This is a genomic window from Chitinophaga arvensicola (assembly GCF_900110835.1).
GTDB classification, from domain to species: Bacteria; Bacteroidota; Bacteroidia; order Chitinophagales; family Chitinophagaceae; genus Chitinophaga; species Chitinophaga arvensicola.
Genome location: NZ_FOJG01000001.1, coordinates 1,915,941 through 1,932,913, shown reverse-complemented (window position 1 = coordinate 1,932,913; position 16,973 = coordinate 1,915,941). Strand labels below are relative to the sequence as shown.

Here is a 16,973-nt window from a genome sequence, read left to right as displayed (position 1 = left end):
TTCACCCGCAGTTGTTATCCCTTGTCATTTCTCTTCCTTCCCTGTATTCAGCATACCCGTAAACACCAGGTATTTACCATCACTTACCGTCGCCTTTACACTGCCTTTCATCTTGCTAAAAAAATCACCGGTAATGGCAAAACTGAGCGCATACATATCATGATGCCAGTTCTCCAGATGTGTTACGATACGATCTGCCTCATACCCCGCATCTGCAATGAGACGGATGTTAGCCCTTCCCTCACTATACCAGGCAGACAGGATCAGCAAACTATCCTGTTGTGCATAACGGGCGGAGAGCCTTACCAGCTGCAGTAAAGCCACCCGGAGCATCTCCGGATCCGCCGTTATGGAATAACCCACCGGTACCCGGTTCATGACAACCAATCCCTTCTCTTCTATTGCGCCCGCCGTATGTTTTAATACACCCCCTGTGATGTCATGGAGTTTACAGGGCATCCCCCGGTAAACAAAACCAGACAACTGCATGCGGATCCATTTTAAAATATTATCAAAAACACATAGGGTACTGCCCGAAACGGCAGCAATCTTTTTTATTAACACCGCCATCTCTGCGGTATCTGTCTGCCGGTTTCTGAGCTGTGTTGCAACGGTGGAAATATAGTGCAGCGGAGCCCGGAAATCGTTCGCGATAATGGTGATCAACTTATTTTTGAACTCATCATTGGCCCTTAGCGACACATTCTTCAACGAAATGCGGGTGTAGCTATCGGAAAGCCGGCGCTCCTGCTCCTTCCACCGGATGTATTGCCGGTAGCGGCTAAAGAGCAGGATAAACAGCAGGATAACAATGACAAACAGGCCGGCTATCACAAACTGGGCCTGCTTTCTGCAGGTTTGCACTTTTTCCAGTTCCAGTAATTGCTGCTGGTTGCTACGGGTAAGCAGTTGCAGCGCTTGCTCTTTTAAAAAAAAAGCGATATAGTTGATCTTATCCCGTTCCGGCTGATAGCGGGGTTGTGTTGCCAGCCGCATTATTTCCTTACTGTAATAGCTCATTTTAGCCATGTCGTTCCGCTTCCGGAAATCATCAAATAAACCGGCCAGTGTAGCAAGATTTAACTCAATACAGCCGGCCTTTCTGGCCAACTCATAAGACAGTTCCCGGTAATGGGTGCTATCCACCTGGTAGCCCATCCGGCCATAATCTTCCAGGTGGTTGTAGATGTCCATCGCTACATAGGGCCAGCCACTTTTCAGTGCAGCAGCCGCCAGCTCATTAATGATAGCTTCAGCTTCTTTTCCTCGGCCCTGCTTTACCAGGGTGTCTGCGGCATAAGCTGTTATGTACAGCGGCAACCTGCTATATGGATATTTTACGCTGATCTGTGCTGCCCGGCGCCAGGCCCATTGCACAGAGTCCTGCCGCGTACTGTCTTTATAAAAACGCATGGCATAGTTTACCAGCAGGATGCTATAAATCGAATCATCCCCGGCAGGAAGTCTGCCGGCCAGTCCGAAAGCTTCATAAAAGTAGTTCCCTGCATCTGCCGGCCGTCCCATATTCCTGTAATAGAGATACAGATTGCTGAGTGTTTTGGCCATACGCGCGCTATCAGACAATGCTTTATGCAGCTGTAATGCCTTGTAGCCATAGATAGCAGCTATATTAAAATCTGTTCTCAGCGCATAGCAGTAACTCATCACATCATAAGCATCTGCCAACCCATTTTTATACTCCCATCTTTGCGACATTTCCTGTTCTCTCACGGCGTAGGTGAAACTGCTGTCAAGATTGATCAACAGGTATAATGCGCCTATCTTACCAAGTGTCTGAATATAAGCGATACTATCCTGCGGGGCCGATAATTCGCGTAACAATTGAGGCAGTTGTGGTTCCCGGGGTATTTCTGGCGCAACGCCATGCTGTTCACGGGCCAGGGCGGTTTTTCCAGTGTGCAGCTGTTGGGCCAGGGCCGGTTTTCCGCAGCACAACAATCCGATAGCCAGCCAGATGGCAGCTATGCGTTTTCTACTACGGTAACAAGGTAGGTAGCCTGTCATACTGTTTTCAATGATTCCGGCAGCTGGTAGTAAAAAGTACTGCCTTCTTCTGTATTGTTTTCCGCCTTAATCCGGCCGCTCATTTTGTCCATAAAATCTTTACAGATAATCAGGGCCAGCCCTGCACCTTTACCGGCACGCTCCTGTTCATAGGTACCGTTGTTCCATTGAAACAGGTGAGGTAATACACTTACATCGATGCCCGCGCCCTCGTCCGTAAATGAAACAGTTATCCATCTATCACTACGTGTAGCCTTCACTGTTATTATTCCATAATCCGGTGAAAACTTGATCGCATTGTGCAAAAAATTCCGGTGAATAAATTGCAGCATTTCATAATCGGCAATGATGCTCGTACCGGCAGGAATATCTATCCTCAGTTGGATTTCTTTTGCGGTAAGCAGGTGTTGCAGGCTATTGACAGTTGTATCTATCATCTCTTCCAGCAACAATATTTTAGGACGGTAAATAAAGCCGGATAATTGTGTCCTGATCCATCGCAGAATTTCGTCAAAGATGCTGAGTGTGGCGGCAGCCGTCTGTTCCACTTCAAGGATCATGCTGGCGGCATCAGCAACGGTCAGGGCTTTATCATCAATGAACCCGGTGATGTTCACGATATTATACAGCGGTGTTCTGAAATCATGAGCAATCATGGAGATCAACTTATTCTTAAAATCGTCGCTATCCTGCAATGCACTGTTTCCGATGCGGATTTCTTCCTGCAGGAGCGCCATGCTGGCGGTATTCTTTTTCGAAAGCCGGTATGCCCGGATAAAGTAAATGAGCAGGATGATCAGTAAAACCACGATAGCTGTAATAATCCCAAGCTGATAATACCAGAAACTATTGGCAGACCTGTTAAAGGCCAGTTGTGCTTTCCGGGTATAGTTTTGCTTCCGGAGAGAATCGAGCCATTCGTCGCCGAAGGCATAGGACAAATAATCTGCTTCTCCGGCCTGCATATCCTCCTGTTGCTGTTGCAGCACGCCTAATGCCAGCCGGCTATAAGAGGCCGCCTGCATGGAATCGCCTGTTTGCTGATATTGGTGATACAAATCATTGATCAGTGGCAACAGCAGACCGGCGTATCCGCCAGCTACAGCGTAATGAACGGCCTGCTGCTGATATAGTAAGGAATCCGGTTGTTTTTGCCAGATGCGATAACCGGTTAATTGCATACTGGCATACATGGAAAGATAGTTTAGCCCGAGGCTGTCAGCGGCGGAGATCACGCTTTTCAGTTCCTCTTCTGCTTTTTTGACGTTCCCTTCCCGGAGTTTTTCGTGGGCAAGAAATAGTTTCGTGTATAAACTACCAGACACATCGTGATACCGCTCAATGATTGTCGCCGCCTGTTGCAGGGCTTTCTGCGCGGTGGGAAGCATCGCACTATCTGATTCATTCACGGTATAAAAGCTCACCAGCACCCAGGCGCGGAGCGAGTCGAGACCTGCATCCCAGGCAGCCTTAAGGGCTTTGTTGAGATAGCTTTGTGCAGCGGTATGATTTTGCTGATACTGGAAGTAGGTGCCGATGTTCATTAGTGCGGTGGCGGCTCCGGCAGAATCGCCGGCTGCGCGGGAAGCGGTCAATGCGTTATCATAAAAAAGATAGGACAGATAACGGTGAGGGCGAAGCGCATAGTACCTACCCATTCCGAGCAGGGCATTTCGTTGTCCTTTGTCGTAGTGAATACGGGTAGCCAGATCGTTGGCTTTCCGGGCGTAATCACCGCTGCTATCCAGCTGTCTTGCCAGATAGAGCAACGCCAGCCTGTTCAGCGCGTCGGTGTATGTTGCACTGTCCGTTATTTGTGGTAACGCATTCTTAATCGTTGCAATTTCATTGTGCTGGGCGCACAATGCCTGCGAAATGAGAAGCAGGAACCAAAGGCCTGCGCCGCGCAAACATGACATAAATGGGAATCAACAGGCCGTAAAGTAATTGTATTTACCCTGTCTGCTTTCATCCATTTTGTTCATTTTCCGCTAGATTTCGAATACCAGGCCTTTGCGTCTCAGGGCTTCGTACTTTTCGGGATCAAACCGGTAGAGATGTGCTCCTTTCTTGGAAGAGGTCTTATCTTTTTCTTCCAGTTTTTCCATCACATCGAGCGAGAGGATTTTCTTGCGGAAATTGCGTTTATCCAGTGTTTTCTGATATATCTCTTCGTAGAGGCTTCTCAGTTGAGAGAGCGTAAATTTCTCCGGCAGCAGTTCAAAACCGATAGGATGAAACTGAGCATTGTTACGCAGTGCAGCCAGTGCATCTTCAATCATTTTAGCGTGATCAAAGATCAGTTCCGGTATTTCGTGGAGTTCCAGCCAGTGTGCACCATGTTCGCGGGCCAGCGGCTTATCGTGGTTTTTGATGCGGATCAGCGCATAATAGGCCACGGAAATTACCCGGGCGCCTGTATCACGGCCCACATTGCCATAGCAGTGCAGCTGATTCATATAAATGTCATCCAGCCCGGTGGTGTGCTCGAGTACACGGGCGGCCGCTTCGTCGGTGCTTTCCGCTTCCTGTACAAAGCCGCCTACCAGCGACCATTCGCCGGCCATTGGCGCCACTTTGCGCTGCATAATCAATAATTTCAGACGGCCTTCATCAAAACCGAAGATGATACAATCTACTGCCACCAGGTGTTTCGGGGCTTTTGCATAAAAAGAAGCAGCATTCATATAGGAATTTTAAAGGCAGATAATCCGGTAAAAATAATAAAATCAGCCTACTTTTTCGGCTTAAAACGACTGTAAGCTGTTACAGGTATCCGGGTAATCCCGAGTATCCCTAACATATATACCAGTTGTCCCCGGTAAAAGGTACTACTGTTACACGCTTCTATAATCACATCCTGCACTCCTATTTTGTAGTGCTCGCTCTTTTTCAGCGTGTAGGCGATGGTATGATTCAGCTTCACAGGCTGCGCTTTCTCTACCCATTCGTGGAGTTGCAGCGACTGTGTGAGCCAGGCAGCACAAGCTGCAGCGAAACTGCCGCTGAAACCGGCTGTGGGATCCGTTGTTTTTTCCGCTAGTTGCAACCGCTGATACCAGAGGCTTTCCTGGTACCAGAGGTGATACACGGCGTTACGTACTGTGGAAATATGCCCGCCCAGTTCCTGGTCAAGTTGTTCATCCTTTAATTTTAATAACCCCTTTGACAGTTCCTGGTTAGCCCAGTAATTGTAAGCAGTATAATGCCCAAGCATATTTTTCATGTAAGAAAGAGATTAATCCTGATCCACGATAAACATCCTACAAATTACAATATTGTTTTTCATTTTAGCATACGATATTTGCGTTGCCCTTAACCTTGCCATCATGAATTCACTCGCCTACTGGAGCCGCTGCCTGATCAGGAATGTCCCGCAAATCACCGACTACCGTCATTTCCCCAATGCTGTCATCTCTAAAGGAGCTGCTGTACGCCACTTTGAAGATGCCCGTTCCGGGTGGAAAGACCGGATGCTCACCTCCTCCTGGCGGGGACAGTCGCAGGAAGTAGCCCTGTCTGCTTTGCTGGCAAAAACTGGTTCTACGGCCTGTATCGTGATGCAACGGGACCGGATACTGCTGGAATCCTATTTCAATGGTTATACTGCCGATGCTATCAACACTTCCTTTTCAGTGGCTAAATCCATGACATCAGTATTGATGGGCGTTGCGCTGGAAGAAGGCGCTGTGGGGAGTATACAGGATACCGTGGCCAGCTATATTCCTTTCTTCGACAGCGCGGGATTCAGGGATATCACGATTGCACAGTTGCTGCAGATGTGCTCCGGGCTTGAATACAGGGAGGGCATAACGCCCTGGTCTGATGATGCCCGGATCTACTATGGCACCGCATTGCGGCAACAGGCGCTGAAAGCAAAGCTGATCGAAACACCGGGCAGTACTTACCACTACAATAACTACAATCTTTTGTTGCTGGGAATGATACTGGAAAAAGCTACCGGGCAGCCGGTGCCTGATTATTTCCGGGAGAAGCTATGGCAATATACCGGTGCTGCGGCAAACGCATCCTGGAGCATGGATAGCCGGGATGCTGGTTTTGCCAAAATGGAAAGCGGTTTCAATGCCACCGCCATGGACTTCCTGCGGTTTGGGGCTTTGTGCCTGGACAATGGCCGGGTGAATGGCCGGCAGGTGGTGCCCGCAGCCTGGATACAGGAGTCGGTATCTCCTCCGGAACAACCGGCGGATACAGAAAAATACAAATCCCGGCTTTCGCCGCCCCTCTGCAGATGGGCAGGTAGTGCCGCAGGCTACTATAAATATCTGTGGTGGGGGTACAGGATAGATCCACATAATTTTGATTATTTTGCATTGGGCGCAAAGGGACAGTTCATTTACATTTGTCCGCGCAAACAGGCGGTGATAGTACGTTTCGGGAAGCATTGGGGCAAAATAGACTGGTGGCCCGGTGTGCTGAAACAAATCGCCGATTCACTTGATTAATCAACAGACACATGGAAGATATAACGTTAAGGGTTGCACGAAAAGAAGATTGTCCACGGTTGATGGAACTGATCCGTGAACTGGCGGAATATGAAAAAGCACCGGAGCAGGTAACCGTTACCCTGGAACATTTTGAAGAAGCCGGATTCGGAGCAAACCCGGTATGGAAAGCATTTGTAGCCTCCACCATCATCAACGGACAGGAGGTGATACATGGATTTGCCTTGTATTACACCCGCTACTCTACCTGGAAAGGTTGCCGGATGTACCTGGAGGATATTCTCGTTACAGAAAGATGGCGCGGCAAAGGCATCGGTAAGTTACTCTTTGACCAACTGGTAATAGAAGCCAATGAGCAAAAGTTCAGTGGTATTGTGTTCCAGGTGCTTGAATGGAATACGCCCGCGATTAATTTCTATAAGAAATATACTGACAAATTTGATCCGGAGTGGATCAATGTCAGCATAGAATTACAATAATTTTTCCGCTCATAAAATTCCGGAATGGTATGTCATCAATCCTCATTAATATTGAAGACATATCATTCCACTTATGGTTTTTATACAGGACTTCCGGACCCTGCAGCAGGTAACTACACCCGACCTCTGCAACACCTTTAACGCAGCATTCAGCGACTATATCGTTCCACTGCACCTCACCCCTTCTATACTTGAACAGAAAATGCAGGGAGAAAATCTCCTGCGGGATTATTCTATCGGCGCTTTTGCCGGTCAGCAGTTAGGCGGCTTCATCCTGCATGCGGTAGACAACAAGGAGCACCCGACTGTGCTGTATAACGGCGGTACAGGTATTATTCCTGCGTACCGGGGGCAACACCTCGTGCAAAAAATGTACGATCAGTTCATTCCCGTTTACCAGGATAAAGGCATCCGAAAAATTGTGCTGGAGGTGATCAGCACCAATCTACCTGCCATCAAGGCCTATACGAATACAGGTTTTCATAAAACCCGGACGATCCATTCCTTTAAAGGAACGGTGCAAACACATAAAACCCCGGTGGGCATCTCCCTGAAAGAAAACAAAACACCGGATTGGTCGCTGTTGGCGTCGTTCATGGACATGGTACCTACCTGGTCCAACACCATGACCAGCATTCAGCGCGAAGGCCCTTATACGGTCACCTGGGAGGCTGTGGTGGATGGTCAGACAGCCGGGTATATCAGTGTGCATAAAGATACCCGGAGGATCAGGAGCATGGCCATACATCCGCAGTTCCGCCGGAAAGGAATAGGAAGCGCACTGTTGCAGTATGCGGCAGATCAATTAAAAGGCCCGTTGAGTATTATCAATATCGATGAGCATTTCCCGGAGATAGATCAGTTCCTGCAGCAGGCAGGATTAATGCGTTATCTGTCGCAGTATGAAATGGAAATAGAGCTATAAACAATAAAGCAGCGAATTACTCCGCTGCTTTGTTGTTTATAGGCTGATGGGATCAGTTAGTTGATACCATTCACCACGGTTTCTTTATTAATCTTCTGAACGAGTCCCTGTAAAACTTTACCGGGGCCTACTTCGGTGAATTCATGTCCACCGTCGGCAACCATGGCCTGTACGGACTGTGTCCATCTTACCGCGCCGGTTAACTGATCGATCAGGTTTTGTTTGATCTGTGCAGGATCTGTTACCGCTACTGCTACCACGTTCTGGTATACAGGGCAGGAAGGAGTATTGAAAACAGCGTCGTTGATAGCTGCCTGTAATTCTTCTTTGGCAGGAGCCATTAAAGGAGAGTGAAACGCGCCACCTACCGGGAGGATCAGGGCTCTTTTGGCACCTGCAGCTTTCATTCTTTCGCAGGCCACTTCCACACCTTTGAGGGTACCGGAAATCACGAGCTGGCCAGGGCAATTGTAGTTAGCAGGTACTACTACCTCGCCGGTTTCGGCAGTAACAGCAGCGCATATTTCTTCCACCTTTGCATCATCAAGGGCCAGTACGGCAGCCATGGTAGATGGTTGCAGCTCACAGGCTTTCTGCATGGCATTTGCGCGGATAGCAACCAGTTTCAGGGCTGATTCGAAGGATAATACACCGTTGGCTACCAGGGCGGAAAATTCACCGAGGGAGTGGCCAGCCACCATTTCCGGTTGTGAATGTTCTGTACACAGGAAAGCGATCACTGCATGCAGGAATACCGCCGGCTGTGTCACCTTGGTTTGCTTCAGGTCTTCTTCTGTACCATTGAACATGATATCAGAGATACGGAAACCTAAAATTTCATTGGCTTGCTCAAAAAGTTCTTTTGCTTTTGCGTTGGTGTCGTACAGATTTTTGCCCATACCCGGAAACTGGGAACCTTGTCCGGGAAATACGTAAGCATGCTTCATGTGGATATAAATTAATATTTTTTCAAATATAAAAAAGAATTACGGATTTACAGGTAGAGGGTACATGTAAAAATCTACCGTCGGCATCTACCTATAAATCCGTAATTGTAATGAAAGTATTTTTATTTGGCAATCAGTTTCATGAATTCGGCCCGGGTGGTACCATGTTCAAACTGTCCGCTGAAAGCGGAGGTGGTGGTCAGCGAATTCTGTTTCTGTACGCCGCGCATCATCATACACAGGTGCTGTGCTTCGATAACTACTGCTACTCCCTGTGGTTGCAGGGTTTCCTGTATAGCGTCCAGGATCTGATGCGTTAAGCGTTCCTGCACCTGTAAACGGCGGGCAAATACATCCACTACCCTGGCTATTTTGCTCAAACCGGTGATATACCCGTTTGGAATATAAGCAACATGAGCCTTTCCGAAGAAGGGAAGCATATGATGCTCACACATGGAGTACAGTTCTATATCTTTCACGATCACCATTTCGCTGTATGCCTCTGTAAACTTTGCGCCTTCCAGTATTTCTTTTGCGTCCTGCTGATAACCCTGCGTAAGGAACTGCATAGCTTTCGCTACCCGCTCCGGGGTTTTCTGCAACCCTTCCCTTTCCGGATCTTCCCCGAGAAGATGAAGGCATTCTTTATAGTTTTCTACAAGACCGGACGTGATCTTATCATCGTAACTTTCAATCTTATTATACGCCATTCTTATATGATTTAAACAATTTCAAAGGCAGACCTACACGTCTCTCTCTTCACTATTTTCCTCCGTAATACTCTACGTATATGCGTGGGGTTTCATATAACTTGATACAATGCAACTGTACTTCTGCCGGCAGGTGTTTAGCCAGCTGATCCCAGATAGCAATAGACAGATTTTCAGCGGAAGTGAATTTATCCTTCATGAAATCAACATCCATATTCAGGTTACGGTGATCAATTTTTTCTATGACAGCATCCCGGATAATTACACCTAAAGTCTTGGCATTAAATACAAAACCCGTTTCCGGATCAGGATTACCTTTTATAGTGACATGCAGTTCGTAATTATGACCATGCCAGTTTTCGTTGGCGCATTTACCAAAAACTTCCTCGTTCTTTTCTTTGCTCCAGCCCGGGTTAGATAACTTATGCGCTGCATTGAAGTTTTCTACTCGCGTTAAATAAATCATTATTGCAAAAAATTTTTGCAAAAATACCACTATTAAGTGAGTAGTGCCAATTTATCCTAATTCCTGTCAATTGTTTTACACGGGGAACAATCATTTTTGCCGTATTTTTACCCTATGAAAATATTGGTGACTGCGGCTACCACACTGGAAATACAGCCATTCTTACAGTATCTCGACCAGCATATTCCGGCCCTGAAAGCCGCCCATTGCCAGATAGATGTACTTATTGCCGGTATCGGCATGATGCACACGGCTTTCAGCCTGGGCAGGCACCTGGTGGTGAATAAACCCGATATCGCCATACAGGCCGGTATTGGTGGCGCCTTCCGGCACGATTGGGAACTGGGGCAGGTAGTACTGGTGAAACGTGAGTCCCTGGCCGATCTGGGAGCTGAGGATAATGATCAGTTTAAAGATTTATTTGATATAGGTCTCTGGCAGCCCTCACAGGCGCCATTTACCGGCACCTTCCTGGATAATACCTTTGCCGGGTTACCGGAAGTACCGCCCCTGCCAACCGCTACCGGGATTACGGTGAACCTGGTTAGCGGCAGCGAACCCACCATACAGAAACTGGTGAGCAAATACGCCCCAGATGTGGAAAGCATGGAGGGCGCCGCTTTCCATTACGCCTGCCTGCTGGAAGAAATTCCTTTCATTCAGCTGCGTAGCATTTCTAACTATGTGGAAATCAGGGATAAAAGTAAATGGAAGATTCCATTGGCTGTAAAAACACTCAACGAAACACTGATAAAAACCGTGGAAACACTGGCAGGAATTTAACAACAGACAATAAAATAAGGATAGTATATGCATTTATCTTTAGGTTTTTCACCTTGCCCGAATGATACCTTCATTTTTGATGCACTGGTAAACAACAAAATAGACACAAAGGAATTTACCTTTGATACACACCTGGAAGATGTGGAAACGCTCAACAACTGGGCATTGCAGGGCAAACTGGCCGTTACAAAGCTCAGCTTTGCCGTATACCTGAAAGTGAAAGACCAATACGAACTGCTCAATAGCGGAAGCGCCCTGGGCAGAGGTTGCGGCCCTTTACTGATCGCGAAGAAAGACATCCCCCGGGAAGAAATTAAAAATCTGACCATCGCCATTCCCGGAGAAAATACTACTGCCAACCTGCTTTTCTCCATCGCATTCCCCGAAGCCACCAACAAAAAAGTAATGCTGTTTTCAGAAATTGAAAATGCGGTACTGAATGGTGATGTAGACGCGGGTGTGATCATTCATGAAAACAGGTTTACCTATCAGCTGAAAGGCCTGGTAAAACTGATGGATATGGGCGAATACTGGGAACAAACCACTGGCAACCCGATTCCGCTGGGCGGCATTTTTATACGTAAAGATGTGCCGGAAGCCAGCCGTGCCCAACTGGATTCACTCATTCATCAGAGTTTGCAGAACAGCTACACCAGTTATCCACAGCTATCTGAGTATGTGAAGTCACATGCACAGGAAATGGATGAATCGGTGATGCGCCAGCATATTGATCTGTATGTAAACGATTTCAGTCTTGATCTCGGCAATGAAGGGAAAGCCGCCGTGGCTGCGCTCATGGAAGCGGCCGAAAAAATCCGCTCCTAAAGCAGCCGATTTTTTCGTTCTTTTGTTGCGGTATGATCGAAAATAAGGATACAGACCTGTGGAACAGGTTTCGGCAAGGAGAGGAACAGGCGCTATATACCTTGTATGAGCAATATTATCACCTGCTCCTTTTCCTGGGCCTTAAAATATGCGCGAGAAGCGAAACGGTGAAGGACTGTATCCAACAGGTGTTTCTTTATCTCTGGGAGAAAAAAGAAGGCCTGGATGAGGTAAGCAATGTACGCAGTTACCTCATCACCTCTTTCAAACGCAGACTGTTACTACATCTACAGCAGGAAAAAAAGAACAATGGCCTGCTGTCGGTCTGGATGGACGCCGAAAACGGCGACAGCATCCCCTCTGTGGAGCAACTGCTGGTACAGCAACAACAAAGCAAGGAAGCCATCGGACGTATCCAGGAAGCCATATCTTTACTCAGTCCGAGACAAAAGGAATTAATTAACCTCCGCTTCTATGAAGGACGGAGCTACGACGAAATAACAGACCTCACCGGGCTCACACACCGCACGGTCTATAATCACTTGTATGAAGCGCTGAAATCGCTCAAACAATCACTGGAACAGGATCTTAAATCAGGCAAACTGCATCTGAGAACACTACTGCTGTTACTTCCCCTATAGAACTCCCTGTTAGATTATTTTCAATAAAGCCACTTTAAAATAAAAATTATCAAAATCTGAATTTTTACCGGTCCATACCTGGTAAAAGGAAACCGATTGTCGCTCTACTTTAAAAATGGATGGGGAATGCTGCCAAAGGACCTGACTGAATTAGACTTGTTACTCGACGATACCTTTCTGCAATATATCCGACGCAACAATGAAGCGGCTATTGCAAAGTGGGAAACGTATGTGCATCAGCATCCGGAAATAACGGATACGGTGGCAGCAGCAGTGGCATTGTATTATAACATCAATAACAGTGAAGCTGAAAAAGATAAGGCGACACAATTAGCCAGGCTGCAAAAGTCCATCAAAAGACAGCAACCTGTCATCATACGCCGTATCAACTGGCGGCAGATTACCTGGCGCGCGGCCGCTGCCATACTGGTACTGGCCGCCGGCATCTCCCTGCTATGGCCTAAAGAAAAAACAGGTAACCCGGCCGGTGAGCCCAATACCTTCCTGGTATATTCCAGTGAATGGGGACAACGTAAACTGCTCACCTTGCCGGATGGATCTTCTGTGATCCTGAATGCCAACACAACTGTAAGGATTCCTTCCGATTATAGCAACAAACACCGGCACGTGGAACTGATAAAAGGCGCCGCCCTGTTTGATGTAAAAAGTTTTCCGGATGATCCATTCACGGTGACCAGCAAAAAAATTCAAACAACGGTACTGGGTACCTCCTTTCTCATAAAATCTTCTCCTTTTGAGCCACAGGCTACCGTTTCGCTGCTCAGCGGAAAAGTAAAGGTGACAGAAAAAATGAGTACAAAAGAAGGTGTTACACTAGCTCCCGGAGAGCAGGCTCTCTGGAATGAAACCACCCGGAGTATGAGCAGGCTACCGTTTGATACCGTTGCCCTACGCACCTGGCAATCAGGCAAGCTGGTATTCAATAATGCCACTGCCTTCGAAGTGATACGGCAACTGGAAAGCTGGTACGGTATCCAGTTTGAGTTTAAAGGAAATATGATGCATGCCAAACGGTTCTCAGGAGCCTTCGACAACGATAAATTAGAGAAAGTTTTGAACATCTTTTGTTTTACAGCCGGATGTAATTTTCAAATACAACCGGACAAAGTGCTGATTCAATTTTAACAATAAAAGCGTTTCCACCAAAATCGCTGAAATCGGGATCATATGCAGGCTGCCGGCGCCTGTAGTGACCACATCAACCATTACATTTTAAATTCTGATGCATGACTTTTAATTATGCGCGCTTGCGTGCGCCGTTAAGCACTGCAGTAAAATGGCAGTTCCCACTTTTGGTGTTCTTAATGCTGATGACCGCTGTACAATCGTACGGGCAGCAAAAGAAAGTAATTGCACTTTCCGATATGACCATCCCCGGCGCTTTCAAAAAAATAGAAAACACCTACCAGGTAAAATTCTTTTATGCTACCGGTACTTTACCGGTGAAACATATTACCCTTTCCTCCCGCGCCCGTAGTATACGGGAAGTACTGGCAGATCTGGAATCAGCCTCTGGGCTGCAATTCAGGATCAGTGGCAATATGATTGGTGTGATTAAGCCTTATAACCCAATGGGAGTAAGTCAACCCATACCAGTTATCCGGGGAAGAGTTACCGACCGCAAAGGACAACCATTGCCCGGTACTACTATCCGCGATATTATTACAGGCAAAGGCGGCGTAACAGATGCCAACGGTATTTTCATCGTAGCAGCCGAAGAAGGCCATCCGTTGCTGATCAGCAGTATTGGTTACCGTCAGCAAACACAGATAGTATCCGGCAAAGAACCACATATTGCGATGGAAGAAGATGCTACCAGTCTTGGTGGCGTAGTAGTGATGGGATACACCAACAAACAGGCCGCAGAACTAACCGGCGCCGTACAGAAAATTTCCGGCGATCAACTCCGTAGCTCCGTTTCCTCCGCCAATATCCTGTCTATGTTAAAAGCCAAAACCACAGGAATGTATATCGTGGAACCCACTGCTGATGCGGGTGCAAAGGGACAGGTATTATTACGCGGCGAGTCTTCTCTGCCATCCGGTACCAGCGCTTATTTTGGTCCGTTGATCGTAGTAGATGGTGTGATCTCTAACTCCCAGAATTTACAGGATGTGGTAAGTCCGGCTGATGTGGAAAGCATTACCATCCTGAAAGATGCTGCCTCCACCGCCATCTATGGTTCCCGTGCCGCACAGGGTGTCATTGTAGTGACCACCAAAAGAGCGGCCAGCAACAGTGGTGTGCATATAACACTGGATACCCGCTACGGTGCTATTAAACAGAACCGCGCTATCCATATGATGAACACCACCGAAGTAACCTCCCTGATGGATAAAGTGATGCAGCAAAGATGGCAGGAAACGCCGTCGCTCCAGCAACAGTTCCCTACTGCAGCAGATTTCATCCAGAAAAGAAGAATATATACAGACGATGATAAAAACAAAAATTACGACTGGGAAAAAGCTTTGTTCGACGACGGCAATTTCTCGGATATAAGTCTCGGTATCAACAGCGGCAGCGAAAAAACGATGATATATGCAGGCGTAGACTGGTACAAAGAAAAAGGTATCAATGTTGGAAATACGTTCGATCGTCGCAATTTTCGTTTCAACCTGGTACAGAATTTTTCAAAAAAGGTCAGTGCCGGATTGAATACCAGTGCTATTATTGATAAAACCATCTCCCGGAATGGCTTACCAGCACTCTATTCCACACAGCCCTTTGTAACGCCCTACAATGCAGATGGCTCAATGGCCGACAGTATGCCCGTAAAGCAATCCAATAATTTTGGCATGCCTTATAATACCTGGACGCAAAACTTCCTGGGCGAAAAAAAATACGATAATACCTCGGTAACAGATAACCAGCATTTCACCGGCACCGCCTGGATCAGCTATCGCGTACTCCCCTGGTTAAGCCTTAAAACTACCAATACCATAGATTACATCAATACGCACAGAAATTCCTATCTCGATCCACGCAGCTTCTCCGGAAAGTACGGTGGTTATCCTTACCTGTTCTCCTCCTCCTCGGCTGCGATACCAAATGGTACGCTGACCATTGCCGACACCCGTTTTGTGAATTTTATTTCTACCAACACCCTGAGTGCGTCGAAACAATTCGGAAAACATAACCTGAATTTCCTGGCGGGAACAGAATGGGCCAAACGTACCAACGACGCCAACAGTATAGACATGTACAACGTACTGGCGGGAGAAAGAAATATGGGTGCTGCCAAAAATTTCGGTAGTGTGATCAATGTCGCTTACGGCACACCTTATCGTCCTTCCGGCTCTTACACAGAGCGCGCCAGCTTCTCTGCATTCAGCGAGTTAAACTATAACTACCTGGCTAAATATTATGCCGCTGCTTCCGTTCGGACAGATGCCTTCACCAACTTTGGCCGCAACAAAAGATATGGTACCTTCTACGCCATCAGTGGTGGATGGCTGATCAATAAAGAAGCTTTCCTGGCAGATGTAAAAGCAATAGATGTTTTAAAGCTGAGAGTGGTGCACGGTACATCCGGCAGGGATGTGGGTGATGGCTATCTGAACCAGACACTGTATGCGGCCAATCCCAACTATACTTATGATAATATCAACAATATCGGCTCCGCCATTACACAATTAGAAAATCCTGATATCAGCTGGGAAACCACCATCAACAATACCGCAGGAATTGACCTTAGTTTATGGAAGCGCGTAGAACTCTCTGCAGATCTATATTCCAAGCTGAGTAAGAATCTGCTCCAACAGGTATTCGTAGGTTCCGCACAAGGCTCCTTCCAGCAATACCAGAACGTGGGAGAAGTATTGAATAAAGGCCTGGAACTGATGCTGAATACCCGCAATATCGAGACCCGCAATTTCAGCTGGACCACCAATCTGAATGTAAGCTTTAATAAAAATACCATTCAGAAACTCTATGGCGATTCACTGCTGGACAATTACAACCGGGCTTATTACCGTTACAAAGGAGAAGATCTGAATACCATCAAAGCAGTTCGTTACGTAGGCGTGAATCCCGACAATGGCGCACCGTTGTTTGAGAATTTTGACGCCTCCGGCAAGAAGCAGGTGGTAGAAGGGATTGGCAATTTTGCCAATATCCGGAACTACCAGTCCGTTGGTTCTGCTACACCGAAGTTCTTTGGCGGGTTTACCAATACCTTCACTTATAAACAATTTTCCGTAAGTGCTGAAATGTGGTTCCAGGTAGGCAACTATACCGCAATGAGCCTCATCAATAACTTCCAGGATCCTACCGCACCTTTCCTCGGCAGGAACAACGTCAACTGGCAGTCTTCTCAAAAAATATGGCAGCAACCCGGTGATAAAAATGCCAATTACCCGAATGTATACAGCAGTAAAATGGATACCTGGAGAGCATTCGACAGCCGCTCTTCCCTGGTATATGGCAATGCCAGTCATATCCGCATGCGCAATATCCGGTTAGGGTATGATCTATCCCCAAAAACACTGACAAAAATCCACGCACAGCGTGCAGGCGTTTTCGTTAGTATGGACAATGTTTTTGTTATCAAGCACAAAGACTATGTAGGGGCAGATCCTGAAGGCGCCTCTATTGGCACCTCCACCTCCTATGGCGGCGTTGGTATCGGAAATGCCAATCCAAGACGTATCACAGCCGGTCTTAATGTCACATTCTAAACTACTGCA

15 protein-coding genes are annotated in these 16,973 nt (G+C 47.1%); 8 read left to right on the top strand and 7 right to left on the bottom strand.

Annotation, left to right across the window (positions count from 1 at the left end; translation table 11 throughout):
• Nucleotides 1-24: 24 nt before the first annotated feature.
• The 4 genes from BMW79_RS08270 to BMW79_RS08255 all read right to left on the bottom strand — a co-directional run bounded on the left by BMW79_RS08270 (nucleotide 25) and on the right by BMW79_RS08255 (nucleotide 5,251).
• A complete protein-coding gene (locus BMW79_RS08270; RefSeq protein WP_089893029.1) occupies nucleotides 25-2,025 on the bottom strand; it encodes a histidine kinase in 2,001 nt (666 codons plus the stop codon).
• Nucleotides 2,022-3,944 (bottom strand): ATP-binding protein, encoded by a 1,923-nt coding sequence (locus BMW79_RS08265; RefSeq protein WP_089893026.1) that lies wholly within the window; start codon nucleotides 3,942-3,944, stop codon nucleotides 2,022-2,024. The genes BMW79_RS08270 and BMW79_RS08265 overlap by 4 nt, the downstream gene beginning before the upstream one ends.
• Before the next feature lie 72 nt (nucleotides 3,945-4,016).
• Nucleotides 4,017-4,712, bottom strand: a complete 696-nt coding sequence (locus BMW79_RS08260; protein ID WP_089893023.1) for an NUDIX hydrolase — start codon at nucleotides 4,710-4,712, stop codon at nucleotides 4,017-4,019.
• Nucleotides 4,713-4,759: 47 nt separating this feature from the next.
• Entirely contained in the window at nucleotides 4,760-5,251 is a 492-nt protein-coding gene (locus BMW79_RS08255) for a DinB family protein (RefSeq protein WP_089893020.1), read from the bottom strand.
• Nucleotides 5,252-5,354: 103 nt separating this feature from the next.
• Here BMW79_RS08255 and BMW79_RS08250 point away from each other — a divergent pair, with 103 nt between their 5' ends.
• The 3 genes from BMW79_RS08250 to BMW79_RS08240 all read left to right on the top strand — a co-directional run bounded on the left by BMW79_RS08250 (nucleotide 5,355) and on the right by BMW79_RS08240 (nucleotide 7,895).
• Nucleotides 5,355-6,491 carry a serine hydrolase domain-containing protein gene (locus BMW79_RS08250; protein ID WP_143059110.1) on the top strand — a complete coding sequence of 379 codons (1,137 nt, stop codon included), beginning with the start codon at nucleotides 5,355-5,357 and terminating at the stop codon, nucleotides 6,489-6,491.
• A gap of 11 nt (nucleotides 6,492-6,502) precedes the next feature.
• Nucleotides 6,503-6,970, top strand: coding sequence for a GNAT family N-acetyltransferase (locus tag BMW79_RS08245; protein WP_089893013.1), 468 nt, complete (start codon nucleotides 6,503-6,505; stop codon nucleotides 6,968-6,970).
• Between the two features lie 73 nt (nucleotides 6,971-7,043).
• Nucleotides 7,044-7,895: a GNAT family N-acetyltransferase gene (locus BMW79_RS08240; RefSeq protein ID WP_089893010.1), complete on the top strand. Its 852-nt coding sequence runs from the start codon at nucleotides 7,044-7,046 to the stop codon at nucleotides 7,893-7,895.
• 56 nt (nucleotides 7,896-7,951) lie between these two features.
• Here the strand turns inward: BMW79_RS08240 and fabD are convergent, their stop codons facing one another.
• From fabD to BMW79_RS08225, 3 genes are all read right to left on the bottom strand, one after another.
• Complete coding sequence (gene fabD, locus BMW79_RS08235) at nucleotides 7,952-8,842, bottom strand: ACP S-malonyltransferase (protein ID WP_089893007.1); 891 nt, start codon at nucleotides 8,840-8,842, stop codon at nucleotides 7,952-7,954.
• A gap of 122 nt (nucleotides 8,843-8,964) precedes the next feature.
• A complete protein-coding gene (gene folE / locus BMW79_RS08230; RefSeq protein WP_089893004.1) occupies nucleotides 8,965-9,552 on the bottom strand; it encodes a GTP cyclohydrolase I FolE in 588 nt (195 codons plus the stop codon).
• 52 nt (nucleotides 9,553-9,604) lie between these two features.
• Entirely contained in the window at nucleotides 9,605-10,018 is a 414-nt protein-coding gene (locus BMW79_RS08225; protein WP_079469374.1) for a 6-pyruvoyl trahydropterin synthase family protein, read from the bottom strand.
• 114 nt (nucleotides 10,019-10,132) lie between these two features.
• Between BMW79_RS08225 and mqnB the strand changes: the two genes are divergently transcribed.
• From mqnB to BMW79_RS08200, 5 genes are all read left to right on the top strand, one after another.
• The gene (mqnB, locus tag BMW79_RS08220; protein WP_089893001.1) at nucleotides 10,133-10,801 is read left to right on the top strand and encodes a futalosine hydrolase; all 669 of its coding nucleotides are present in this window, start codon (nucleotides 10,133-10,135) and stop codon (nucleotides 10,799-10,801) included.
• 27 nt (nucleotides 10,802-10,828) lie between these two features.
• Nucleotides 10,829-11,626, top strand: a complete 798-nt coding sequence (locus BMW79_RS08215; protein ID WP_089892998.1) for a 1,4-dihydroxy-6-naphthoate synthase — start codon at nucleotides 10,829-10,831, stop codon at nucleotides 11,624-11,626.
• A 32-nt stretch (nucleotides 11,627-11,658) separates the two neighbouring features.
• The gene (locus BMW79_RS08210; RefSeq protein ID WP_089892996.1) at nucleotides 11,659-12,267 is read left to right on the top strand and encodes an RNA polymerase sigma factor; all 609 of its coding nucleotides are present in this window, start codon (nucleotides 11,659-11,661) and stop codon (nucleotides 12,265-12,267) included.
• Between the two features lie 126 nt (nucleotides 12,268-12,393).
• Nucleotides 12,394-13,413 carry a FecR family protein gene (locus BMW79_RS08205; RefSeq protein ID WP_089892993.1) on the top strand — a complete coding sequence of 340 codons (1,020 nt, stop codon included), beginning with the start codon at nucleotides 12,394-12,396 and terminating at the stop codon, nucleotides 13,411-13,413.
• 101 nt (nucleotides 13,414-13,514) lie between these two features.
• The gene (locus BMW79_RS08200; RefSeq protein WP_089892992.1) at nucleotides 13,515-16,964 is read left to right on the top strand and encodes a SusC/RagA family TonB-linked outer membrane protein; all 3,450 of its coding nucleotides are present in this window, start codon (nucleotides 13,515-13,517) and stop codon (nucleotides 16,962-16,964) included.
• The last annotated feature ends 9 nt before the right edge of the window (nucleotides 16,965-16,973 follow it).

Bases quoted from the DNA above. Each gene is read 5' to 3' on its own strand.
- BMW79_RS08270 (WP_089893029.1), bottom strand. From the start codon at position 2,025: ATGACAGGCTACCTACCTTGTTACCGTAGTAGAAAACGCATAGCTGCC.
- BMW79_RS08265 (WP_089893026.1), bottom strand. From the start codon at position 3,944: ATGTCATGTTTGCGCGGCGCAGGCCTTTGGTTCCTGCTTCTCATTTCG.
- BMW79_RS08260 (WP_089893023.1), bottom strand. From the start codon at position 4,712: ATGAATGCTGCTTCTTTTTATGCAAAAGCCCCGAAACACCTGGTGGCA.
- BMW79_RS08255 (WP_089893020.1), bottom strand. From the start codon at position 5,251: ATGAAAAATATGCTTGGGCATTATACTGCTTACAATTACTGGGCTAAC.
- BMW79_RS08250 (WP_143059110.1), top strand. From the start codon at position 5,355: ATGAATTCACTCGCCTACTGGAGCCGCTGCCTGATCAGGAATGTCCCG.
- BMW79_RS08245 (WP_089893013.1), top strand. From the start codon at position 6,503: ATGGAAGATATAACGTTAAGGGTTGCACGAAAAGAAGATTGTCCACGG.
- BMW79_RS08240 (WP_089893010.1), top strand. From the start codon at position 7,044: ATGGTTTTTATACAGGACTTCCGGACCCTGCAGCAGGTAACTACACCC.
- fabD (WP_089893007.1), bottom strand. From the start codon at position 8,842: ATGAAGCATGCTTACGTATTTCCCGGACAAGGTTCCCAGTTTCCGGGT.
- folE (WP_089893004.1), bottom strand. From the start codon at position 9,552: ATGGCGTATAATAAGATTGAAAGTTACGATGATAAGATCACGTCCGGT.
- BMW79_RS08225 (WP_079469374.1), bottom strand. From the start codon at position 10,018: ATGATTTATTTAACGCGAGTAGAAAACTTCAATGCAGCGCATAAGTTA.
- mqnB (WP_089893001.1), top strand. From the start codon at position 10,133: ATGAAAATATTGGTGACTGCGGCTACCACACTGGAAATACAGCCATTC.
- BMW79_RS08215 (WP_089892998.1), top strand. From the start codon at position 10,829: ATGCATTTATCTTTAGGTTTTTCACCTTGCCCGAATGATACCTTCATT.
- BMW79_RS08210 (WP_089892996.1), top strand. From the start codon at position 11,659: ATGATCGAAAATAAGGATACAGACCTGTGGAACAGGTTTCGGCAAGGA.
- BMW79_RS08205 (WP_089892993.1), top strand. From the start codon at position 12,394: ATGCTGCCAAAGGACCTGACTGAATTAGACTTGTTACTCGACGATACC.
- BMW79_RS08200 (WP_089892992.1), top strand. From the start codon at position 13,515: ATGACTTTTAATTATGCGCGCTTGCGTGCGCCGTTAAGCACTGCAGTA.